The organism is Rhizobium sp. FKL33, from assembly GCF_005222915.1.
GTDB lineage: Bacteria > Pseudomonadota > Alphaproteobacteria > Rhizobiales > Rhizobiaceae > Rhizobium_E.
Genome location: NZ_STFX01000007.1, coordinates 66,234 through 87,425, shown reverse-complemented (window position 1 = coordinate 87,425; position 21,192 = coordinate 66,234). Strand labels below are relative to the sequence as shown.

19 protein-coding genes are annotated in these 21,192 nt (G+C 61.8%); 13 read left to right on the top strand and 6 right to left on the bottom strand.

Features of this window, described 5'->3' with window-relative positions:
* Positions 1 to 113 precede the first annotated feature (113 nt).
* The 9 genes from E8Q41_RS05325 (at position 114) to E8Q41_RS05285 (ending at position 6,110) form a co-directional block, all read left to right on the top strand.
* Positions 114 to 1,247, top strand: a complete 1,134-nt coding sequence (locus E8Q41_RS05325) for an AGE family epimerase/isomerase (RefSeq protein WP_137154480.1) — start codon at positions 114 to 116, stop codon at positions 1,245 to 1,247.
* A gap of 78 nt (positions 1,248 to 1,325) precedes the next feature.
* Positions 1,326 to 1,688, top strand: a complete 363-nt coding sequence (locus tag E8Q41_RS05320; RefSeq protein WP_137154479.1) for a metalloregulator ArsR/SmtB family transcription factor — start codon at positions 1,326 to 1,328, stop codon at positions 1,686 to 1,688.
* Positions 1,685 to 2,194 carry an arsenate reductase ArsC gene (locus tag E8Q41_RS05315; protein WP_137154478.1) on the top strand — a complete coding sequence of 170 codons (510 nt, stop codon included), beginning with the start codon at positions 1,685 to 1,687 and terminating at the stop codon, positions 2,192 to 2,194. The genes E8Q41_RS05320 and E8Q41_RS05315 overlap by 4 nt, the downstream gene beginning before the upstream one ends.
* A 3-nt stretch (positions 2,195 to 2,197) precedes the next feature.
* Entirely contained in the window at positions 2,198 to 2,890 is a 693-nt protein-coding gene (locus E8Q41_RS05310) for an MIP/aquaporin family protein (RefSeq protein WP_137154477.1), read from the top strand.
* Positions 2,887 to 3,315 carry an arsenate reductase (glutaredoxin) gene (arsC, locus tag E8Q41_RS05305; RefSeq protein WP_137154476.1) on the top strand — a complete coding sequence of 143 codons (429 nt, stop codon included), beginning with the start codon at positions 2,887 to 2,889 and terminating at the stop codon, positions 3,313 to 3,315. Before E8Q41_RS05310 ends, arsC begins: the two co-directional genes overlap by 4 nt.
* Positions 3,290 to 4,042: an arsenical resistance protein ArsH gene (gene arsH, locus E8Q41_RS05300; protein WP_137154475.1), complete on the top strand. Its 753-nt coding sequence runs from the start codon at positions 3,290 to 3,292 to the stop codon at positions 4,040 to 4,042. The genes arsC and arsH overlap by 26 nt, the downstream gene beginning before the upstream one ends.
* Complete coding sequence (arsK, locus tag E8Q41_RS05295) at positions 4,039 to 5,250, top strand: arsenite efflux MFS transporter ArsK (protein ID WP_137154474.1); 1,212 nt, start codon at positions 4,039 to 4,041, stop codon at positions 5,248 to 5,250. The genes arsH and arsK overlap by 4 nt, the downstream gene beginning before the upstream one ends.
* 60 nt (positions 5,251 to 5,310) lie before the next feature.
* The gene (locus E8Q41_RS05290; protein WP_137154473.1) at positions 5,311 to 5,736 is read left to right on the top strand and encodes a HEPN domain-containing protein; all 426 of its coding nucleotides are present in this window, start codon (positions 5,311 to 5,313) and stop codon (positions 5,734 to 5,736) included.
* Positions 5,706 to 6,110: a hypothetical protein gene (locus tag E8Q41_RS05285; RefSeq protein WP_137154472.1), complete on the top strand. Its 405-nt coding sequence runs from the start codon at positions 5,706 to 5,708 to the stop codon at positions 6,108 to 6,110. Before E8Q41_RS05290 ends, E8Q41_RS05285 begins: the two co-directional genes overlap by 31 nt.
* A gap of 13 nt (positions 6,111 to 6,123) precedes the next feature.
* Here the strand turns inward: E8Q41_RS05285 and E8Q41_RS05280 are convergent, their stop codons facing one another.
* Entirely contained in the window at positions 6,124 to 6,741 is a 618-nt protein-coding gene (locus E8Q41_RS05280) for an XRE family transcriptional regulator (RefSeq protein ID WP_137154471.1), read from the bottom strand.
* Positions 6,742 to 6,897: 156 nt separating this feature from the next.
* On the opposite strand from E8Q41_RS05280, the gene E8Q41_RS05275 reads away from it, so the two are divergent.
* The 3 genes from E8Q41_RS05275 (at position 6,898) to E8Q41_RS05265 (ending at position 13,503) form a co-directional block, all read left to right on the top strand.
* Positions 6,898 to 9,345 carry an FAD-dependent oxidoreductase gene (locus tag E8Q41_RS05275; RefSeq protein ID WP_137154470.1) on the top strand — a complete coding sequence of 816 codons (2,448 nt, stop codon included), beginning with the start codon at positions 6,898 to 6,900 and terminating at the stop codon, positions 9,343 to 9,345.
* Positions 9,342 to 11,795 carry an FAD-dependent oxidoreductase gene (locus E8Q41_RS05270; RefSeq protein ID WP_137154469.1) on the top strand — a complete coding sequence of 818 codons (2,454 nt, stop codon included), beginning with the start codon at positions 9,342 to 9,344 and terminating at the stop codon, positions 11,793 to 11,795. The genes E8Q41_RS05275 and E8Q41_RS05270 overlap by 4 nt, the downstream gene beginning before the upstream one ends.
* Before the next feature lie 148 nt (positions 11,796 to 11,943).
* Complete coding sequence (locus E8Q41_RS05265; protein WP_137154468.1) at positions 11,944 to 13,503, top strand: ATP-binding cassette domain-containing protein; 1,560 nt, start codon at positions 11,944 to 11,946, stop codon at positions 13,501 to 13,503.
* Positions 13,504 to 13,602: 99 nt separating this feature from the next.
* Here the strand turns inward: E8Q41_RS05265 and E8Q41_RS05260 are convergent, their stop codons facing one another.
* Positions 13,603 to 14,037, bottom strand: a complete 435-nt coding sequence (locus tag E8Q41_RS05260; RefSeq protein ID WP_137154467.1) for an Lrp/AsnC family transcriptional regulator — start codon at positions 14,035 to 14,037, stop codon at positions 13,603 to 13,605.
* A gap of 89 nt (positions 14,038 to 14,126) precedes the next feature.
* Between E8Q41_RS05260 and E8Q41_RS05255 the strand changes: the two genes are divergently transcribed.
* Entirely contained in the window at positions 14,127 to 15,068 is a 942-nt protein-coding gene (locus tag E8Q41_RS05255; protein ID WP_137154466.1) for a pyridoxal-phosphate dependent enzyme, read from the top strand.
* A gap of 233 nt (positions 15,069 to 15,301) precedes the next feature.
* On the opposite strand, the gene E8Q41_RS05250 is transcribed toward E8Q41_RS05255, so the two are convergent.
* From E8Q41_RS05250 to E8Q41_RS05230, 4 genes are all read right to left on the bottom strand, one after another.
* Complete coding sequence (locus E8Q41_RS05250; RefSeq protein WP_170976365.1) at positions 15,302 to 17,932, bottom strand: mechanosensitive ion channel domain-containing protein; 2,631 nt, start codon at positions 17,930 to 17,932, stop codon at positions 15,302 to 15,304.
* A 91-nt stretch (positions 17,933 to 18,023) separates the two neighbouring features.
* Complete coding sequence (locus tag E8Q41_RS05245; protein WP_137154464.1) at positions 18,024 to 19,037, bottom strand: iron ABC transporter permease; 1,014 nt, start codon at positions 19,035 to 19,037, stop codon at positions 18,024 to 18,026.
* Positions 19,038 to 19,364: 327 nt separating this feature from the next.
* Positions 19,365 to 20,315 carry an ABC transporter substrate-binding protein gene (locus E8Q41_RS05235; RefSeq protein ID WP_137154463.1) on the bottom strand — a complete coding sequence of 317 codons (951 nt, stop codon included), beginning with the start codon at positions 20,313 to 20,315 and terminating at the stop codon, positions 19,365 to 19,367.
* On the bottom strand, positions 20,312 to 21,121 hold the full coding sequence (locus E8Q41_RS05230; protein WP_137154462.1) for an ABC transporter ATP-binding protein: 810 nt from the start codon (positions 21,119 to 21,121) through the stop codon (positions 20,312 to 20,314). The genes E8Q41_RS05235 and E8Q41_RS05230 overlap by 4 nt, the downstream gene beginning before the upstream one ends.
* Positions 21,122 to 21,192 lie beyond the last annotated feature (71 nt).

Genomic DNA, 21,192 nt, shown 5'->3' with positions numbered 1-21,192 from the left:
GGGACGGCGCTTTGAATATTTTTGCGCCGCAGCATTCACCATGTCCGCAGCTGTTCATTGTGACGACAGGAAAGTCCAGTTAGATTTCGGCTCGCAACAACGAAGGATTTTCCATGTCTCTCGCCCGTCTTCGCCAGTATTTCGTCGACAAAATTCTGCCGGAATGGCTTGAGGCGGCGTTTGACGAGAACGCCGGCCAGTTCGTCGAAGGTCTCGATCTTGACGGCGCGCAGGACAGAAGCGGCGTCGTGCGCATTCGCACCGCCGCAAGGCAGATCTATGTCTATGCCCAGGCGGCGTCTCTCGGCGTCGGCCCCGAGGGAGGGCTCGAAAAGGCGGAGCGCGCCTATGACCATCTCCGGCGCACGGCCTGGGTGGCGGATGGTAAACCGGGCTTTGCCCGTTCGATAAGCCTCACGGATGGTACGATCACCGATCCCGTCCGCGATCTCTATGATCACGCCTGCGTGCTCCTGGCGCAGGCCTGGCTCGCGGAGGCCACCGGCAAGCCTGTCTATGACGAGGCGATCGCCGAGACGCTGGCGGCCATGGATGTCACGTTCAAAGCCCCGGCCGGCGGCTGGGCGGAAGATCATCTGGGCACGCTGCCGCGGCGGCAGAACCCGCATATGCATTATTTCGAAGCGATGATCGCGCTGTGGGACACGGGCTGCGATCCGCGTCATGCGGCCCGCGCGGGTGAACTCTTCGGCCTGTTCAAGTCTCGATTCTTCGATGAGCGCCTCGGCGGCCTGCGAGAGTTTTTCGGCCCATTCTGGGATCTTTCGTCAGAACTTGGCTCGGATCGACTGGAGCCGGGACATATGGCGGAGTGGGTCTGGCTGATCCGACGTTACGACGAGCTCTCCGGCGACGACCATTCGGACCTCGCCGCGCGCCTTCTCGACACGGCGCTAAGGCTGGGGCAAGACCCGAAAAGCGGTTTCCTGATCGACGAGGTCGGCCTGGACGGACAGCCGCTCAAGACAAGCCGCCGCCTCTGGGCGCAGGCGGAACGGGTCAAGGCGCATCTGATGCTCGGTCTGGCCAATCCCGACAGCGATCACAGCGCGCTCGCAGATGCCGCCGCCGCCGATCTCCTCGACGCCTATATGGCGGGCGGCCCACTCGGCTTCTGGCGCGACTGCTACGATCTCGACGGTCAAATGATAGCCAAATCGGCGCCGGGCAGCTCGCTCTATCATGTCTGGTCGGCCGTGGCGGAATTGATCACCCGCAAAATCTGACGTTCAAGCCCGCCGGCGCTTGCCATCGGCGGGCTCTTTCATTATTCAATATTTCAAGAATCATAGGAATGTTGAATCATGGAAGACAAGGACGCGCTTTCAGCCTTTGCCGCGTTGGCGCAGGAGACGCGGCTCTGCATCGTGCGCATGCTGGTCGTGGCCGGCAAGGACGGGCTGGCGGCAGGCGACATCGCCGAGCGCGCCGGCGTCTCCGCCTCCAACGTCTCCTTCCATCTCAAGGAACTCGATCGCGCCGGGTTGATCGTCTCGGAACGCGCCTCGCGCTCGATCATCTATACGGCCAATTATTCTGCGCTCGGCGCGCTCGTGCAGTTTCTGATGCGCGACTGCTGCGCCGGCCATCCCGAAATCTGCGCGCCGGCGCTGGACGCCGCCGCCTGCTGCATTCCATCCGCACCGACAATGGGGGTATCGTCATGACGGACAAGATCTACAATGTTCTCTTTCTCTGCACGGGAAATTCCGCCCGTTCGATCATCGCCGAGGCGCTGCTCAATCGCGCCGGGAAGGGGCGGTTTCGCGCCTATTCGGCGGGCTCTCAGCCCAAGGGCGAGGTGCATCCCTATACGCTCGATCTGCTGCGCAGCCTGAATTATGACGTCAGCGACGCCCGCTCGAAGAGCTGGGTGGAATTCTCCGCCGACGGCGCGCCACAAATGGATTTTGTGTTCACCGTCTGCGACAGCGCCGCCGCCGAATCCTGCCCGATCTGGCCGGGCCATCCAATCACCGCGCATTGGGGCGTTCCCGATCCAGCCGCCGCCGAAGGCAGCGAAAGCGAGAAGCGTCTGGCTTTCGCCGAGGCGCATCGCATGCTCGGCAACCGCGTCAACGCCTTTGTCAGCCTGCCGCTCGCCAGCCTCGATCGGCTGACGACCGAGGGCCGCGTCCGCGATATCGGCCGCTCCCTGTCCGAGGCCGTGTGATCCATGACCGATCTTTCACGTCGCCTCGTCGCCGAAACGCTTGGCACGGCGCTGCTCGTCGCCACCGTGGTCGGCTCCGGCATCATGGCCGACCGTCTGAGCGATGACGTCGCTGTGTCGCTGCTCGGCAACACCATCCCGACAGGGGCGATCCTGTTCGTGCTGATCACGCTGCTGGGGCCGATCTCGGGGGCGCATTTCAATCCGGCCGTCACACTGATCTTCCTTGTCAGGCGTGAGATCGGCGCCCGCGACGCCTGCTTTTACGTCGGCGCGCAGATCCTCGGCGGCGTCGCCGGGACCATGGTTGCGCATCTGATGTTCGATCTGCCGCTCCTGGCTGCCTCCGCGACAGTTCGCACCGGCGGCGCGCAGTGGTTCGCCGAAGTGGTTGCGACGGCGGGGCTGGTGATCACCATTCTCGGCGGCTTGCGTCACAGGCCCGAACAGATTCCGACGCTGGTCGGGCTCTATATCACCGCGGCCTACTGGTTCACCGCGTCCACATCCTTCGCCAATCCGGCGGTGGCGATCGCCCGCTCGCTGACCGACACATTCTCCGGCATCCGTCCAATCGACCTGCCGGGCTTCATCCTCGCCGAACTGATCGGCGCCCTTGTCGCGCTGGCGCTCTGCCGCTGGCTGTTCGCCGAGCGCCCCGTTCATCCTGAAAAACCCATGGGAGAAACAGTGTGAGCTTCACTGCCACCATCTATCATAACCCCGCCTGCGGCACCTCGCGCAACACGCTGGCGCTGATCGAGCATGCGGGCATCGCCCCCGCCGTGATCGAATATCTCAAGACGCCGCCATCCCGCGACGAACTCGTGAAGATGATCGCTGATGCGGGGCTGACCGTCCGCGCGGCGATCCGCGAGAAGGGAACGCCCTATGCGGAACTCGGTCTCGATAATCCCGCGCTCACCGACGATCAATTGCTCGATGCGATGCTCGCGCATCCCATCCTGATCAACCGACCCTTTGTCGTGACGCCGCTCGGCACGCGCCTTTGCCGCCCGTCCGAGAAGGCGCTGGACATCCTGCCCGACACTTTCACCGGCCCCTTCGCCAAGGAAGACGGCGAGTTGATCCTGGATGAGCAGGGGAAGCGCCTTGTCTGATCCGCAAGCCCAGCCTGACGCCGTCGATCTGCCCGCGGCCGCGCCTGAGCATCTGCGTATGCCGGATCTCGATGCGTTGCGCCGACCGTTTTCGACGCATAAGCCGCGCATCCTGATCCTCTACGGTTCGCTGCGGCAGGTCTCCTATAGTCGCCTGCTTGCCGAAGAGGCGGGGCGGCTGCTGACCCATTTCGGAGCCGAAGTGCGTTTCTTCAATCCCGAAGGATTGCCCTTGCCCGACGGCGCGCCGGTGACGCATGCCAAGGTGCAGGAATTGCGGGAATTGTCGCAATGGTCGGAAGCCCAGGTCTGGGTGAGCCCGGAGCGGCATGGCGCGATGACCGGCATCATGAAAGCGCAGATCGACTGGATTCCGCTGTCGGTGGGCGCCGTCAGGCCGACGCAGGGCAAGACGCTTGCGGTCATGCAGGTGTCCGGCGGCTCGCAGAGTTTCAACGCCGTCAACCAGATGCGCATTCTCGGGCGCTGGATGCGGATGATCACCATTCCCAACCAGTCCTCCGTCGCCAAGGCCTGGACGGAATTCGACCAGAACGGACGCATGAAGCCGTCGTCCTATTACGAACGCGTGGTCGACGTATGCGAAGAATTGATGAAATTTACGCTCCTCACCCGTGATATATCCCCCTATCTGACCGATCGTTACAGCGAGCGGAAAGAAGCGGCGGAAAAGCTGGAGGAGCGGGTGACGCTGAAATCTCTATGAGCGTAGCGGCCTCCGGCCTCAACATTCAGGCCGAGGGCCTGCCGAAATTGATCATCGCCATTCTCGGCCTGACGCAGATCGTCGGCTACGGCACGCTGTATTACAGCTTTTCCATTCTCGCGCCCGATATGGGCCGCGAATTCGGCTGGAGTGACGATGTCGTCTTCGGCCTGTTCTCCGCCGCGCTAATGGCGGGCGGCTTCGCCTCGGCCTGGATCGGCAAGCTGCTCGACCGTTTCGGCGCTAGCCGCATGATGGCCTGGGGCTCCGTGGTCTCGGCAATGTTGCTGGCGTTGACTGCGCTCGCTCCCAATCCTGTTGTGTTCGGGGTCGGCGTCGTGGCCTCGGAAGTGGCCGCGGGCCTCGTGCTCTATCAGGCGGCGTTTGCGGCGCTGGTCGAGATCGCGCCGCGCGTCGCCGGCCGCAGCATCACCTATCTGACGTTGATGGCGGGTTTCGCGTCCTCGCTGTTCTGGCCTTTCACCACCTGGCTGCACGGGAATCTCGATTGGCGCGAGGTCTATCTGTTGTTTGCCGCGCTGAATCTCGGCCTCTGTGCGCCGGCGCATCTGTTCGTGGTCCTGCGGAGGCGCGCCGAAGCCGCCCGCGGCGACGTTCGATCAGGGCCCGCCAAAGTGATAGGCGTGCTCAAGGATCAGCAACGGGCGATGGGCTATCGACTGGCTGCGGCTGCCTTCACGCTGCAAGGCTTCACGCTGTCGGCCATGCTGGTGCATATGGTCCCGCTTTTGACGGCGCTCGGGCTGGGGGCGGCGGCGGTGTCGATCGGCGTGCTGTTCGGCCCCTCGCAGGTGCTGAGCCGGCTGATCAACATGGTGTTCGGCGCCCGGCTCAGCCCGCTGACGTTGTCGCTTCTATCTGGCCTGTTCATGGCGAGCGCGGTTGTGGTGCTGCTGGTCTCTGGCGGCGGTTTGATCGGCGCGGGCCTCTTCGCCATCTGCCTCGGCATCGGCTCCGGCATCAACTCCATCGCCGCCGGCGCGCTGCCGCTCTGGCTGTTCGGCTCGGACGGTTATGGCGAAATCACCGGCCGCATGTCCGGCTGGCGGCTCGGCGCGTCGGCGGCCGCGCCCTATGTCTTTTCGCTGCTGATGCATTGGTCCGGCCCGACGCTGGCGCTCGGAGTCATGGCGGGAATCGGCTTTCTGGCGGCGGGCTGTTTTTTGCAGTTGAAGCGGTTGCTTTGATAAGCGTTAAAAATTCCCTTCTGGGTTGTGTTGGCGCGTCATTCTGTTTAGGCTCACGCCATGCGCGGCGATGCGGATGAGTGGTGGGCCTATGCGAAAGAGGAGAAGGATACGGCCACCGTCTTGATGGCGGCCGAGCGGTGGCGCGCCTGCTATCACCATGCAGGTCAAAGCCTCGAATTCGCTCTCAAAGCGCTCTACCTTCGCCGCAACTTTCTGGCTCTGATGCCGGAACACGCTCGCGGCGCGAAATGGCATCAGCTTGAAGTCATCGCCGAACATGCTAAACTTCAAGTCGAAATCGGTGGACTGAAGACGGACAGAATACGTTACGCCAACTGGCTGACCGCGCGCGACTGGAACAGCAATGCGAGATTTCCTGGCGCTAAAACCAGCAAAGCCGAGGCCCTCGACCTGATGTCGGCGGCCTTCAACCCGAGCAAAGGCATTTTTCCATGGCTCGAAAAGATCTATCTCCGCAGTTGATCGCTGCAGGTCGAGCGACGCTCACGGCTCTGGATGAGATGGGCATGGCTGTGCAGTCGGCCAAGTGGGCGTTTGATCCGGCGCTCGAAGCCTGGAAGTTTTGCCTCGTCACCAGCCTCGTCGATAGCGCGGGACGACGGAAAGCCTATCAACTGCTGCTCAGGGCGTTCGAACTGGGGGCGTTTCCGCTTTCGGTAGAAGACGTTTATCTCAGGAGCGTGGACGACGAGATGTCGGTGGATGGAAATACCAGCTCCGAGCCGGTGATTTATCGAACGATGAGCGCCGCGCCCTCTGACGCCGAAGCGCGCGCTTTGCAGCGGGCTTTCGAACAGACCCTCAGTGACTTGGAGCAGCGGTCGGTCCCTGCGTGATCCTCTAAATCCCTCAATAATGGGGCGGCGTGATCACCCAGACCGCCTTGACCGGCTCTGTACCGGAATTGGCGCAGCGATGCGTCTCGGTGCTGTCGAAGGCGAAGCTGTCGCCGGCTTTGAGTTGGAAGAAGCGGTCGCCGACCCAGAGGTCGAGCACGCCTGAGATCACCACCCCGGCTTCGGCGCCGTTGTGGCTGTAGTCGCCGCTGTCGGCGCCGGGTTCGATGGTGGAGTAGAGAAGCTCCAGGGGACCGCCGAGATTGGGGGACAGCAGTTCTTCCTGGATGCCGAGGCCGGTGAAGGTGAGCCTACGGCGGTTTTCTGCGCGGACGACGATGTCGCGTTCTTCTGCCGGCGCATCGGCGGCGGGCTGGAAGAACCAGTTCATATGCACATCCAGCGCGTCGCAGATCTTGCGCAACACGCCGATCGGCAGTTGCGACTGGTTGCGCTCGATCTGGCTGAGATAGCCCACCGAAATGCCGGCCGCGTCGGCGATCTGCTGCAGCGTCTTGCCGCGCATCTTGCGCAATTCGCGGATCTGGCCGCCGATCACGCTTTCGTCGATCTCGGCGCCGCCGCCGGGTTGAAGCGCGTTTTCCTGGGAGAGCAGCGGACGTGGGGGCATGGAACCTCTTTCGATGCAGCCAACCTAATCCTCATGAAAATTTCATGCAAGATTTTCATGCTTGCATTCTGAAGAATTCGCGCTAGCTTTCTGTTCGCATGAAAAAATGAATGAGAAATTTCACGAGGCTTTGCCTCGGACATGGGGGAGCGGATCATGTCGGAACTGCCAGCGACAGCGCGTGTGGTCATCATCGGCGGCGGCGCGGTGGGGGCGTCCTGCCTTTATCATCTCGCCAAAGCGGGCTGGACGGACTGCCTGCTGCTCGAAAAGAACGAGCTGACCGCCGGCTCCACATGGCATGCGGCCGGCAATGTGCCGACCTTCTCCTCGTCCTGGTCGCTGATGAACATGCAGCGCTATTCGGCAGAACTCTACCGCAAGCTCGGCGCCGAGGTCGATTATCCCATGAATTACCATGTCACCGGCTCGGTGCGGCTGGGGCACAGCAAGGAACGGTTGCTGGAATTCAAGCGCGTGGTCGGCATGGGCCGCTATCAGGGCATGGATCTCGACATTCTCTCGCCTGCGGAGATCAAGGCGCGCTATCCCTTTGCCGAGACGCATGAGCTCGAAGGCGCGCTCTACGATCCCTATGACGGCGATATCGATCCGGCGCAGCTGACCCAGGCTCTGGCCAAGGGCGCACGCGACATGGGCGCCAGGATCGTCCGCTTCTGCCCGGTGGATTCGGTGCGGCGTGAGAACGGCGAATGGGTGCTGGCGACGGCCAAGGGCGAGGTGCGCTGCGACTATGTCGTCAACGCCGCCGGCTATTATGCGCGCGAAGTCGGCAAACTGTTCGGTCGCGACGTGCCGATGATGGTGATGAGCCATCAATATATGCTGTTCGACACCATTCCCGAGCTTGAAGCCTGGTCGAAAGAGGCCGGCCACAAGCTGCCGCTGCTGCGCGATGTCGATTCTTCCTATTATCTCCGGCAGGAGAAATACGGCTTCAATCTCGGCCCCTATGAGGGCAATTGCCGGGCGCATTGGGTGACGGATGACGATCCGATGCCCAAGGATTTCTCCTTCCAGCTGTTCCCAGACGATCTCGACCGGTTGGAATGGCATATCAACGACGCCGTCGCCCGTGTGCCGATCCTGGGCACGGCAGGCCTCTCCAAGGTCATCAATGGCCCGATCCCCTATGCGCCCGACGGCAATCCGCTGATCGGGCCGATGCCGGGCGTGCCCAATGCGTTTGAGGCCTGCGTCTTCACCTTCGGCATCTGCCAGGCGGGCGGCGCGGGCAAGGTGCTGGCGGAATGGGTGACACAAGGCGAGACGGAATGGGACATGTGGTCCTGCGATCCCAGGCGCTATACGAGCTATACCGACCCGGCCTTTTGCGTCGACAAGGGCATGGAGGTCTATGGCCACGAATACGCCATCCACTTCCCGAAACATTACTGGCCGGCGGGCCGCGACCGGCGGCAATCGGCCATTCATGACCGCATCGCCGCCCTCGGCGCCGTGTTCAAGCCCTATAACGGCTGGGAGCGGGCGATGTGGTATGCCAAGCCGGGCGACGACACCTCGGAAGAGGCGGCGCAGACCTGGGCGCGCAAGGGACCATGGAGCCCGCGCATCGAGGAGGAGTGCCTGGCGGTGCGCGATGCGGCCGGCATTCTCGATCTGCCGGGCTTCTCGCGCTACCGGCTGCAGGGGCCGGGGGCGACGGAATGGCTCTCCAGCCTCACCACCGGCAAGATCCCCAAGCCCGGCCGCATCGGCCTTGCCTATTTCGCCGACGACAAGGGCCGCATCGTTACCGAAATGTCGGTGATGACGATTGCCGAGGATTTCTTCTTCCTGATCACGGCGGCGACCGCGCAATGGCATGATTGGGAATGGCTCACCAAGCACAAGCCCGAGGACGCAGCCTTTACGCTCACCGACGTGTCCGACCAGTTCTCCTGCCAGATTCTGAGCGGGCCGAATTCGCGGGCCATTCTGGCCGAGGTGTCGGATGCGGATCTCACGAAATCCTGGCTCAGCCATCAATCCTGCCAGATCGCCGGGCGCTGGCTGCAGCTGGTGCGCGTCTCCTTTGCGGGCGAACTCGGCTGGGAAATCCACACCAAGACCGAGGACACGGCCGCTGTCTTCGACGCCGTCTGGGCTGCCGGCCAGAAGCACAGGCTGAAGCCGTTCGGCATGGAGGCGCTCGACAGTCTCAGACTGGAAAAAGGCTACCGCGCCTGGAAGGGCGATCTGTCGACCGACTACACCGTGCTGCAGGGCGGTCTGGAGCGTTTCGTCGATTGGGCCAAGCCCGATTTCAAGGGCAAGGCGGCCTTGGCGCGCGAGAAGCAGCAGGGGGTGACCAAACGCTTCGTGCTCATGACCATCGAGGCCGGCGATTATGACGCGCCCTATATGTCGACGCTCTGGCATGGCGACCGCGTGGTGGGCGAGACGACCTCGGGCAATTGGGGTTACCGCATCGGCAAATCCATCGCCATTGGCATGGTCAGATCCGATCTCGCCGTGCCCGGCCAGGAGCTCGAAGTCGAAGTGTTCGGCGAACGCCTGAAGGCCACGGTCCATGGCGACACGCCGCTTTATGATCCCATGAATGAAAGGCTGCGCGCATGAAAAAGCCCATTCCGTCCAAGGCCCGCGCCGTCATCATCGGCGGCGGCGTCTCCGGTTGCTCGGTCGCCTATCATCTCGCCAAGCTCGGCTGGACCGATGTGGTGCTGCTCGAACGCAAGCAGCTGACCTGCGGCACCACCTGGCATGCGGCCGGCCTGATCGGCCAGTTGCGCGCCAGCCAAAACATGACCCGGCTCGCCAAATATTCCGCCGACCTCTATGTCAAGCTCGAAGCCGAGACCGGCATCGGCACCGGCATGAAGCAGAACGGCTCTATGACCGTGGCGCTGACCGAGGCGCGCAAGCAGGAGATCTACCGCCAGGCCTCGCTGGCCCGCGCCTTCAATGTCGATGTGCGCGAGATTTCGCCCAGCGAAGTCAAGGAGATGTATCCGCATCTGAATGTAGCGGATGTGAGGGCCGCCGTGCATTTGCCGCTCGACGGGCAATGCGATCCCGCCAATATCGCCATGGCGCTCGCCAAGGGCGCGCGGCAGAATGGCGCGCAGGTGATCGAGGGCGTCATCGTCACCGGCGTCACCACCAAAGACGGCCGCGTGACCGGCGTGACTTGCGAGCAGGACGGCGAGGTCTATACGATCGAGACCGAGAATGTCGTCAACGCCGCGGGCATGTGGGGGCGCGATTTCGCGCGTCAATCCGGTGTCACCGTGCCGCTGCATGCCTGCGAGCATTTCTACATCGTCACCGAGCCGATCGCGGGTCTGAAACAATTGCCGGTGCTGCGCGTGCCGGATGAATGCACCTATTACAAAGAAGACGCCGGCAAGATGCTGGTGGGCGCCTTCGAGCTCAAGGCAAAACCCTGGCCGCCGAAGGGCGAGGCGATCCGCGCCGATTTTTGCTTCGACCAGCTGCCGGAGGATTTCGACCATTTCCAGCCGATCCTGGAAATGGCGGTCAATCGCCTGCCGATGCTGGAGACGGCGGGCATCCACACCTTCTTCAACGGCCCGGAAAGCTTCACCCCCGACGACCGCTATTATCTCGGCGAGGCGCCGGAACTGAAGGGCTATTGGGTCGCGGCGGGCTATAATTCCATCGGCATCGTTTCCTCCGGCGGCGCCGGCATGGCGCTGGCGCAGTGGATGAACGATGGCGAGCCGCCTTTCGATCTCTGGGAGGTGGATATCCGCCGCGCCCAGCCCTTCCAGCGCAATCGCGCTTACCTGCGCGAACGCGTGTCGGAAACGCTCGGCCTGCTCTATGCCGATCACTATCCCTATCGCCAGATGGATACGGCCCGCGGCGTGCGCCGCTCGCCTCTGCATGAACATCTCAAGGCGCGGGGCGCGGTGTTCGGCGAGGTGGCCGGCAATGAGCGGGCCAACTGGTTCGCCGAGCCGGGGCAGGAGCGCGAATACCGCTATAGCTGGGGCCGGCAGAACTGGTTCGACAATCAGCGCCGCGAACATCTCGCTGTCCGCCACGGCGTCGGGCTGTTCGACATGTCGAGCTTCGGCAAGATCCGCGTCGAGGGCCGCGACGCGATGGCCTTCCTCAACCGCCTCTGCGCCAACCAGATCGATGTGCCCGTGGGCCGCATCGTCTACACCCAGATGCTGAATGCGCGGGGCGGCATCGAGAGCGATCTCACCGTCACGCGGCTCTCGGAGACCGCCTTCCTGCTCGTCGTGCCCGGCGCGACGCTGCAGCGCGATCTCGCCTGGCTGCGCAAGCATCTCCGCGACGAATTCGTCGTTATCACCGATGTCACGGCGGGTGAGGCGGTGCTCTGCGTCATGGGGCCGAAATCGCGCGATCTGCTCTCCGCCGTCAGCCCCGACGATTTTTCCAACGCCGCCCATCCCTTCGGCACGGCGCGCGAGATCGAGATCGGCATGGGGCTGGCCCGCGCCCATCGTGTCACCTATGTCGGCGAACTCGGCTGGGAGCTCTATGTCTCCGCAGATCAGGCCGCGCATGTGTTCGAGACGATCGAGGCGGAGGGCGCGGCGCACGGCCTCAAACTCTGCGGCCTGCATACGCTGGATTCCTGCCGCATCGAGAAAGCCTATCGCCATTTCGGCCATGACATCACCGACGAGGACCATGTGCTCGAAGCCGGCCTCGGCTTTGCGGTGAAGACGGCGAAACCCGATTTCATCGGCCGCGACGCGGTGCTGGCGAAACAGGACAAAGGCCTCTCGCGTCGCCTCGTGCAATTCCTGCTCGAAGACCCCGAGCCGCTGCTCTTCCACAACGAAGCGCTGGTCCGCGACGGCCAGATCGTCTCCACCATCACATCAGGCAATTACGGCCACCACCTCGGCGGCGCCGTAGGCCTGGGCTATGTGCCGTGTGAGGGCGAGAGCGAGGCGGAGGTGCTGGCGTCACGTTACGAGGTGGAGATTGCCGGGGTGAGGGTGAAGGCGAAGGCGTCGCTGGCGGCGATGTATGATGCGAAGGCGGAGCGGGTGAGAGGGTAGAAGGCAATTCACCGCGATGTGCAGACATTCAAGGGTGGAGGGCTTGAAATTTCATCCAATCGTTGTAGACAATTGGTGGGAACACCTGTCAATGCAGGTCCGATTTTGATCTTTGTTCGATAGCAATATTTGTCTTCGGGGAATTTCAATGAACCATCATATCCCTATTCCAATTGAAGAATTGCAGTTCGGGGAACGTGATGCATTTCACGAGTTCATTAAGCAGGATAAACAGGGATCCAGTATACTGGACAATGCATTTGTTGTGCCACCACGCATAAAGCTGAATGAGCTAAATTCGGGGGCTCGGACTTTTATTGTTGGCCCAAAGGGCAGTGGCAAAACAACTCTGATGCTCCATTTGCGGCGTCATCAAAATCCGGCTTATAGTGGTTTAGTGCTATTCAAGTCGCATATCCGTAAGGAGGACAGGGACGCTCTCGATAAAATGACGAATATCATCGTTGTCGAGGATCAACACAGTGTTCGTCCAGATGCTGACTATAAGACTGTTTGGGAATGGTATATTCTCAAAAATGTATTTAGATTGATACCATCCGATGCTGTTCTTTCGGGCTTGGATGTTTATAGAGATATTTCTGTTTTGCTTGAGGTTGATAATCATAAGTTCAATACTATTTACGATAAGATGTATGTTGAGCGTGCGAAAGGATCAATAAAGGTTTCTGTAGATTTCGGAGCTTTGAAGTCAGAGCTTGGGGCAGAAGTTGAGGCAAGACGTACAGCCGAAGGTAGGATGCAGCTTCTCGATCTTGTGAGGATTATTATTCATTCTCTTCGCATGATTAAGCTAAAGCATGATAGGTCTGTGCGATTGTACTTCGACGAGCTAGAATTTTTTATGAGTGACGATGGAGATGGGAATCGGGATCGAAGGCTGGTTCGAGATCTTCTGTTCGCAGCTTATAATATGAATAATCACTTTTCTGAGGCGGGCCTCGATGTAAATGTTTATGCTACTCTTAGATCTGAAATACTTGGCTCAATAAAACTTACAACACAAGAATTGGGGAAGATTATAGATGCGTTTGGGGTAAATTTAAATTGGTATAATGATAATATAGATAATCATCCTGTTGTAAATATATTTGAAAATAAAATACGCCTATCCGAGATAGAATATTGTGGCTCTCAGAGTGGCGACCCGTTGTCTGTTTATTTGCCTGATTTTGTTGGTCAGAAGGATATTCGAAGATATCTATTGGATGCTGGCCTTCATAGACCGAGAGGAGTTCTGCTTCGTTTAAAAGCCGCTGCTGAATTGGCTTTTGGAAAGAGTAGCATTTCTTCGGCTGACTTTCTGTCATCGGAGAATTCTTTTGGTGAAGCGATGCTCGAGGAATTTACCGAAGAAATATCAGCATCATTTGATGAATCCTCGAAGGCCGCAATTTTAGGGATGTTCCGCGGAAAGCATTTTGCTTTTACAGTAAATGATCTGGAAATCAGACTTAGAGATGCTGCGGTTAAAGATAAATCTGCTAGGAATCTTCTAAGAGATTACGGTATCAACGAAATAGTCCGTCTTTTATTTAGGGTTGGAATGATTGGGAATCAGTTTGAAATAAAAGAGCACGGATATTCGAAAGTTCGTGATGTTTGGAGTTTTCGAGGTGCCGCTGATCCAATAATGGATCAGAGATTTGTGCTTCATCTTTCTGTTAGAAAAGCTTTGATTTCAAGTTGATTTTCATGTTTTATTGTCGTTTTTGTGGATAGGGGTGCGAGTATAATTTAGAAATATTGATTAAATATATCTAATGCATGCTTTTCTGAAGTGGCTGAATCACTTCACCACCTTCAACGCAATCAAACTCTTATACTTTCGCACCAGCCCCTGCTGCTCGCGCATCATCCGGTCTATGAAGTCGTTATACTCGTCGAGATCGCGCACCGCAAGTTGCAGCACATAGTCCATGTCGCCGGTGACATACCAGCAGGCCTGAACTTCCGGCGCTTTCACGGCCCAGGCCTGGAAGGCGTCGAGCGTGTGGCGGTGTTCGTTCTGGATGTCGAGCTCCACCAGCACGGTCAGGCCGCGGCCCACCGCCTTGGGGTCGATGACGGCGGCGATCTTCTGGATCACGCCTGATTGCTTGAGCCTGGCGATACGGCGCTCGACGGCGGAGGGGGAGAGGCCGACGCGGTCGGCGATGCGCTTGGCGGGCTGGTCGGCATTCTCCTGCAGCAGGTCGAGAATGGTCTGGTCGATCTCATCCACGGCGGAAAACTCCTGTTGGACGCGGAATTTCGGCGTCGATCTCCGCAGTCGCGCGGTCACTCCGCGCGGGTCTTTTCTATCCTGTCTCTATGACAAAGCACAGACAACTTTCCGCAGACCGCATCGTCGAGGCCATGGGCCGCATCGATCCCGTCTTTCTTCATTCGCCTGTTCTCGCCTCGCAGGCGCTGGGTTTCGACCTCATCGCCAAGGACGAGACCGACAATCCGATCCGCAGCTTCAAGGGCCGCGGCACGGGCTATTTCCTGGCCGCGCATCCCGGCGACGGCCCGCTGGTGACGGCGTCGGCCGGCAATTTCGGCCAGGGCCTCGCCTATAACGCGGCGCGTTCGGGCCGGGCGCTGACGGTGTTTGCCAGCGTCAACGCCAATCCCCTGAAGATCGAGGCCATGCGGCGCTTCGGCGCCGAGGTCCGGCTCGAAGGCGAGGATTTCGACGCCGCCAAACAGGCTGGCCGCGCTTTCGCCCACGCTTCGGGCCATGTCTTTGTCGAAGACGGCGCGTCCGCCGAGATCGCCGAGGGCGCCGGCACGATCGCGCTGGAACTGACAGAGGTCGCAGGGCGCCTCGACCGGGTCTATCTGCCGCTCGGCAATGGCGCGCTCGCCGCCGGCATGGGCGCCTGGCTCAAGGCGCGGTCGCCCGAGACGCGGGTGATCGCGGTGGCGGCCAAAGGCGCGCCCTGCATGGCGCTGTCGCATCAGGCCGGCCATCCCGTCTCGACGCGCTCCGCCAACACCATCGCCGACGGCATCGCCGTGCGCGAACCGGTGCCGGAGGCGGTGGAATGGCTGAAAGACACGATTGATGAGGTCGTGCTGGTCGACGACGACGAGATCCTCGCCGCCATGCGCTTCGCCCGGGATGAATGGACCCGCATCGTTGAGCCCGCCGGCTCGGCGGGACTGGCGGCGATCCTGAAGGACAGAGCGTCGCTGCAGGGGCTCAGGTTGGCGACGCCGCTCTGCGGCGGAAATGTCACGGCGGCGCAGGCGAAAGAGTGGTTTTGAGGGGAGGTCGTAAGGTGTGCTGCGGTTGGGCGTGAATGTTCTGCCCGGCCCCTTGCTCATCCGGCTGCCGCCACCTTCTCCCCGTATGACGGGGAGAAGGGGGATGGAGCGCCGACCTCGCCACATCCTCCTTCGCCCCGCAGGCGCGGGGAGAAGGTGGCGGCAGGGGGGAAGGGGCGGCGCACGGCCTTGCTCAATGCGCCGTAACGCCTGAAACGGCGTCCGCGCGTCCGTCAACGCCCGTCGTCGTCGCCGTCCCCACCGTCTGCATCCTCGTCGTCGCGATGGTTGTGGTGGCTGTGGCGTGCGCCGGCGACCTGGTCTATGTCGCGGGCGGCGTCTTCGGCGCGTTTGCGCACGCCGTCGCGGGCGCGGGCGAGCGCCTGAGCTTCGTCATCAGTCATGCCTTCGCCGCGCAGCGCCTGGGCCAGTTCGGCGTTGGAAAGTCCGGGTTCGCGGCCGATGGTGAGGATCTGGCGGGGAACCGGCAGCTCCACGCCTTCTTCCTTGAAGCGTTCGAGAAGTTCGATGCGGATGTCGTTGCGCACGCCCATGCCGGTGAAGAGATCGGCGAGGTAGAAGCGCAGTTCGAAATCGAGGCCTGCGTCGCCATAGCGGACGAATTCCACATGCGGCTCCGGCATGGTCAAGACCAGCGGCTGGTTGCGCGCCACCTCCAGCATGATGTCCATCACCTTGCGAGGCTCGGAGCCATAGGCGACGGTGACCGGGATTTCCGAGCGCGCCAGCTTGTTGCGCAGCGTCCAGTTGCCGACGGCGGCGTTGATGAGCTGCGAATTCGGCACGATGACCGACTGGTTGCGAAAGGTCTCGATTTCGGTGGCGCGCACCGAAATACGCCGCACGAAGCCTTCGACATTGCCGTTGACGATCCAGTCGCCCACCCGGAACGGGCGCTCGGCGAGCAGGATCAGGCCAGAGACGAAGTTTTGCACGATGGTCTGCAGGCCGAAACCGATGCCGAGGGACAGCGCGGAGGCGATCAGCGCGAGGCTGGAGAGATCGATGCCGGCGGCGGAAATGCCGATGACGGCGGCGATCACCACGCCAGCGTAACCGAGCGCGGTGTTGACCGAATTTCGCGCGCCGACATCGATCTGCGAGCGGGCGAGCACATTGCCGTCGAGCCAGCGCTGGAACCAGCGCGCGCCGAACAGGCCGGCGAAGAACACCAGAACGCCGGCGAAGATGCCCAGAAGCGAAATGCTGATATTGCCGATATGGATCTCGGTGAACAGATCCACGAACATGCCGAGGATGTCGGCGGCGCGGAAGCCCCATTGCGACAGGATCAGCGGAACGCCGATCAGCACCACCAGCGCATAGCCGGCGAGGCCGACGACGAGGCCGACCTGGTCGATGCGGATCTCGTCGAGATTGTGCCGGCGGGCGATCGCCGCGCCCATATTGGTCTGGGCGAAGGAGCCGCTTTCGGAAATGGCGTGGGCGGCGGAGAAGCCGATATACATCGTCACGATGATGGTGGAGGTGACGATGACCTGGCTGGAGACGAATTGCGCCAGTCCGATATAACCCGACAGCGCCGCCAGGATCTGCCCGGCGCCGGTCAGCAGCAGCAAAAGTCGCACATAGATCGGCCAGGCCTGGCTCGGCCCGCCCTCTTCCTTGGGCAGGCGCGGCTTGATGAAGGAGCCGACGATCAGCGTGCCGCCGATCAACAGCGCCGAGACGATGCCCTTGACGATGCTCAGCGACACCGGGGCGCTGAATTGCGTAAAGGTCTGGGTCAGCACAGAAGAAACCGCGTTGAAGACCGCGAGCAGCATGCCGATCGTCACCAGCCAATTGGCGCCGCGATCGGTCATGTCGACCAGCCGCCATTGCGGCTTGAGCGGCGAGAAGATGGCGCGCGACAGTTTCCAGATGAAGTAGACGCCGACGCTGGCCCAGAGCGCCGAGGCCAGGATGGCGTAGAGATCCTCGCGCAGAACCTTGAGATTGTAGAGAATGATCAGGCAGGTCAGCACAAAGGCCCCGGCCGCCGCCGTCGGCACGATCAACGACAGAAAGCCCGCAGACACGCGACGGAAATAGGGCGGATCGAGGACGGTGGGATCGCGATGGGCGAGCGGCGCCAGCTTTCGCTTGAGCGGCAGCCTGAACAGCACTGCGGCGACAAAAGCCCCGAAAATCGCGATCAGGAAGCCGCCACGCTTGAAATTCCACATGAATTCCAGAGAATTTGTCATCGCGGAGAGAACCTGTCCAGACAGTGTCACCGCTGCCGTTGAAGCTTCCGAGAGCAGATCGCTGGAGATCGGCATGCGGCGGAACAACGTGTCGGTGAACAGAGTGCGGCGGCGCTCGGTGATCTCGGCGCTGACGCGGGCGACTTCGGTCTTCAGCGCATCGACGTCCGACAGAAGCGAATTCATCGAAGCCTTTTCGTCCTGCAGGCGCTTGCGGTCGTCGGTGACGGCCTTGTCCTCGGTCTTGCCGTCGGTGGGGGCGGGGCCGAGTTCCTCAAGCCGCTTGGTCACCACCTGATAACGCGCTTCGAGGTCGGCGGTGGAGCCCGCGATATCCTCGGCCAGCACATCGGCCTCCAGCTTCAGCAGCGACAGCGCCGAATCGTCGTCATTCGAGCGCGTGGCCTTGCCGCGCAGGGCTTCGAGATCGCTGGCGGCCTTGTTGACGCTCGCCTGCACCTCTTCCTGCAGCGTGTCGACCGCGCTTTTCACCACATTGCGCTGGGTCGACGGCTGGGCGGCGGCGGGCTGGGTCGCGACAGCCGGCTGTGGCGCCGTTTGCGCCAGCGCCGCGCCTTGGGCCGTCATCAGCGCAGAAGCGAGGAACAGGGAGAGAAGGGACAGTCTTTTCATGGCGGTCTCGTCGCAAGGTTCCGGAATCGCGCTGATCATGCGCATGGTTTCCCCTTCCTTAACGGAAAAGCCGGATGCGGCAAGCGGCGGATCAGCTTCGGCGCATGATCCAGAGGAAGGCAAGTCCACCCACGAGCCCGGTGACGACGCCGATCGGCATGTCTTCGGGCGCCATGATGGTGCGGGCGGCGAGATCGGCCCAGATCAGCGCCACCCCGCCACTATAGGCCGAAAGCGGCAAAACGCGGGCATTGTCGGGCCCGGCGAGCGCGCGGACGAAATGCGGCGCCATCAGGCCGACAAAGCCGATCGCGCCTGAAAAGGCCACCATCACGCCTGTGAGCAGTGCTGAAATTGTAAACAGCGCCATGCGGAAAGGCTGCACGGACACGCCCAGGGTCGCCGCCGTCTCGTCGCCCATGGCGATGGCGTTCAGCGCCCGGGCATTCGGTTGCAGGAAGGCGAGAGCGATCATCAACGTGACGGCCGGATAGAGAAGATGCGGCCATTCGGCCAGCCCGAGACCGCCGAGCATCCAGAAGGTCACCGATTGCGCCGCGCGGGGATCTCCGAGGAAAACCAGCAGGTTGGCGAGCGCGGTGAAGACGAAGGATACGGCCACGCCCGCCAGCACCAGCCGATCGGCGCCATTGGCGTGTCCCACCCGGGCGGCGAGCGGCACGGCGACCATGGCGACGAGGGCGCCGGCGAAGGCGAAAATCGGCACGGTCAGCCCGCCCAGCACCATGCCGACATGAATGAGCGCGATCACCGCCCCCACCGCCGCGCCCGAGGACACGCCGAGCAGATGCGGATCGGCGAGCGGATTGCGGGTCAGCGGCTGCAGCACCGCGCCCGTCAGCCCCAAGCCCGCGCCGACCAGCCCGCCGAGAATGACGCGCGGCAGCCTGACATCCCAGACGATGCTTTCCCGTCCCGCCGACCAGTCGACTGCAATCATATCGGGCGCAATCTTGTTGGCCACGATCTTCCAGACGGTCAGAGCCGGAATCGAGGCCGCGCCGAGCGACACGGCGGTGATCACGGTGAAACAGAGGAAGCCGAGGACAGCCGCGATGATCAGGAGTAGGCGGAGAGGGGGCATGGAGAGCGGTGGCTACCTGTCTTGGTTTCAGTTTTGGGAGGTAAACTTCGGATGAAGGCGTTTTGGCGTGCCCGGTTCCTGCGTTTCAGAGATGTCGGGGATTTTGGCCACCCCCCTCTGTCCTGCCGGACATCTCCCCCTCAAGGGGGGAGATTGATGCGCGGTTAGGCCTCGCCCTTTCTTGACGCCGGCAGTTGCTGCAAAGACGTCATGCAATGCGGCGGAAACCGGCGCTCCAGCCGATCTCCCCCCTTGAGGGGGAGATGCCCGGCAGGGCAGAGGGGGGTGTTCCGGTCCGCAGCGCCCGCTAGCTGTCTCTCATCCTTCTCACATATTGCTTGGATGAAACGCCTTGGCCAGCCGGGCGATCGCTCCGATGTTGCGCGGACCCGGCGTCGCCTCGACATATTCCAGCACGACGAAACGATCATTCTTGACCGCGTCCACATTCTTGAACGCGGGATTGTTCTTCATGAAGGCGATCTTCTGTTCGGCGGTCACTTCGCCGTAATTGACGATCACCACGACTTCCGGATTGCGCTCGATCACCGGCTCCCAGGAGACTTCGGTCCAGCTCTTGGCGACATCGTCCATGATGTTCTCGCCGCCGGCGGCCTCGATCATCGCGGTGGGGATGCCATATTCGCCCGAGGTGAACGGCTTTTCCTCGCCGGAGTCATAGACGAAGACGCGGGTCGGGCGCTCGATCGGGCCAACACCCTTGACGATCTCGGCCAATTCCTTGCGATAGCCGGCCACCAGAGCCTCGGCTCGGTCTTCGACGCGGAAGATCTTGCCGAGATTGAGGAGGTCCACGAACATGTCGTCCATGGTCGGCTTGGCCTTGTTCATGATGTGAACGCAGCTTTCGGTCAGCTCATAGACCTTGATGCCGAGCGGCTGAAGCGTTTCCGGCGTCACGTCGCCGCCGACCTTCATGCCGTAATTCCAGCCGGCGAAATAGAAGTCGGCGTCGGCGCCGAGCAGCACTTCCTTGGTGGGATATTTGGGCGACAGTTCCGGCAGCTGCTTGACGCCTTCGCGCAATTTCTCGTCGAGCGTCTTCCAGCCTGAGACGCCGGTATAGCCGACCATGCGGTCCTGCAGCTTCAGCGCTAGCATCATTTCGGTGAGGTTGACGTCGTTGGAGATGGCGCGGCTCGGCGCGGCGTCGAAGGTCACGTCGCGGTTGCAGCTTTTCACGGTGACGGGGGCGGCGAAGGCGGTCGTAGCGAGGAACGAAAGGGCGGCGCCGGCGAGAAGAGAGAGGGTTTTCACAGGAAAGCTCCGGAATAAGACGAACGGGAAAATGCGAAGCGCGCGGCGCCCTCGGCGCCGATGCGGAATTTTTCGGCCTCGACGCCGAAGGCGCCGGCGATGGCCGTCTCTGTCAGCACGGTCTCGGGCGGCCCGAAAGCCGTCAACCTTCCGCCGTTGAGAATGGCGGCGCGCGAGGCGAAGCCGGCAGCGAGATTGATGTCGTGCAGCGTGGCGATCACGGTCACGCCCAAACCTTCCAGCAGATGCAGGATGTCGAGCTGGTGGCGGATGTCGAGATGGTTCGAGGGCTCGTCGAGGATCAAGAGCCTCGGCTCCTGGGCGAGCGCCCGGGCCACCAGCACACGCTGTTTTTCGCCGCCCGACAGGGTGGAAAACTGCCGCTCAGCGAGACTTTCGAGCCCGAGATGCTCCAAAGCGTGATGCACCTTGGCGCGGTCTTCCTCCGACCAGCGGCTCATGCCGCGCCGCCAGGGGATGCGGCCCATCATGACGATGTCGCGCACGCTGAAAGGGAAGGTCGCCGGGCTTTCCTGCAACACCACCGCCACTTTGCGGGCGAATTCGCGCTGCGGGATCGACCAGATGTCCTCGCCGCCGAGCAGCACCGAGCCTTCGCTCGGGCGGGCGCCGCGAAACAGGCAGCGCAAGAGTGTTGTCTTGCCGGCGCCATTCGGGCCGACGATCGCGAGGCGTTCTCCAGCCGCAATGCGCAGGGAGATGTCGGCGATGAGTTTGGGGCCGCGCGGCGGCGAGAAGCTGACGCCGCGGGCTTCGAGATCCAATCCTTCGACCGCGCAATTCATGAGGCGGCCTCGACTTGGAGGGTAGATTTGTAAGTGAAGTCGCGGCTTTGCGCCGCCATTGGCATAGCGTC

Bases quoted from the DNA above. Each gene is read 5' to 3' on its own strand.
- E8Q41_RS05325 (WP_137154480.1), top strand. From the start codon at position 114: ATGTCTCTCGCCCGTCTTCGCCAGTATTTCGTCGACAAAATTCTGCCG.
- E8Q41_RS05320 (WP_137154479.1), top strand. From the start codon at position 1,326: ATGGAAGACAAGGACGCGCTTTCAGCCTTTGCCGCGTTGGCGCAGGAG.
- E8Q41_RS05315 (WP_137154478.1), top strand. From the start codon at position 1,685: ATGACGGACAAGATCTACAATGTTCTCTTTCTCTGCACGGGAAATTCC.
- E8Q41_RS05310 (WP_137154477.1), top strand. From the start codon at position 2,198: ATGACCGATCTTTCACGTCGCCTCGTCGCCGAAACGCTTGGCACGGCG.
- arsH (WP_137154475.1), top strand. From the start codon at position 3,290: ATGAGCAGGGGAAGCGCCTTGTCTGATCCGCAAGCCCAGCCTGACGCC.
- arsK (WP_137154474.1), top strand. From the start codon at position 4,039: ATGAGCGTAGCGGCCTCCGGCCTCAACATTCAGGCCGAGGGCCTGCCG.
- E8Q41_RS05290 (WP_137154473.1), top strand. From the start codon at position 5,311: ATGCGCGGCGATGCGGATGAGTGGTGGGCCTATGCGAAAGAGGAGAAG.
- E8Q41_RS05285 (WP_137154472.1), top strand. From the start codon at position 5,706: ATGGCTCGAAAAGATCTATCTCCGCAGTTGATCGCTGCAGGTCGAGCG.
- E8Q41_RS05280 (WP_137154471.1), bottom strand. From the start codon at position 6,741: ATGCCCCCACGTCCGCTGCTCTCCCAGGAAAACGCGCTTCAACCCGGC.
- E8Q41_RS05275 (WP_137154470.1), top strand. From the start codon at position 6,898: ATGTCGGAACTGCCAGCGACAGCGCGTGTGGTCATCATCGGCGGCGGC.
- E8Q41_RS05270 (WP_137154469.1), top strand. From the start codon at position 9,342: ATGAAAAAGCCCATTCCGTCCAAGGCCCGCGCCGTCATCATCGGCGGC.
- E8Q41_RS05265 (WP_137154468.1), top strand. From the start codon at position 11,944: ATGAACCATCATATCCCTATTCCAATTGAAGAATTGCAGTTCGGGGAA.
- E8Q41_RS05255 (WP_137154466.1), top strand. From the start codon at position 14,127: ATGACAAAGCACAGACAACTTTCCGCAGACCGCATCGTCGAGGCCATG.
- E8Q41_RS05250 (WP_170976365.1), bottom strand. From the start codon at position 17,932: ATGAAAAGACTGTCCCTTCTCTCCCTGTTCCTCGCTTCTGCGCTGATG.
- E8Q41_RS05245 (WP_137154464.1), bottom strand. From the start codon at position 19,037: ATGCCCCCTCTCCGCCTACTCCTGATCATCGCGGCTGTCCTCGGCTTC.
- E8Q41_RS05230 (WP_137154462.1), bottom strand. From the start codon at position 21,121: ATGAATTGCGCGGTCGAAGGATTGGATCTCGAAGCCCGCGGCGTCAGC.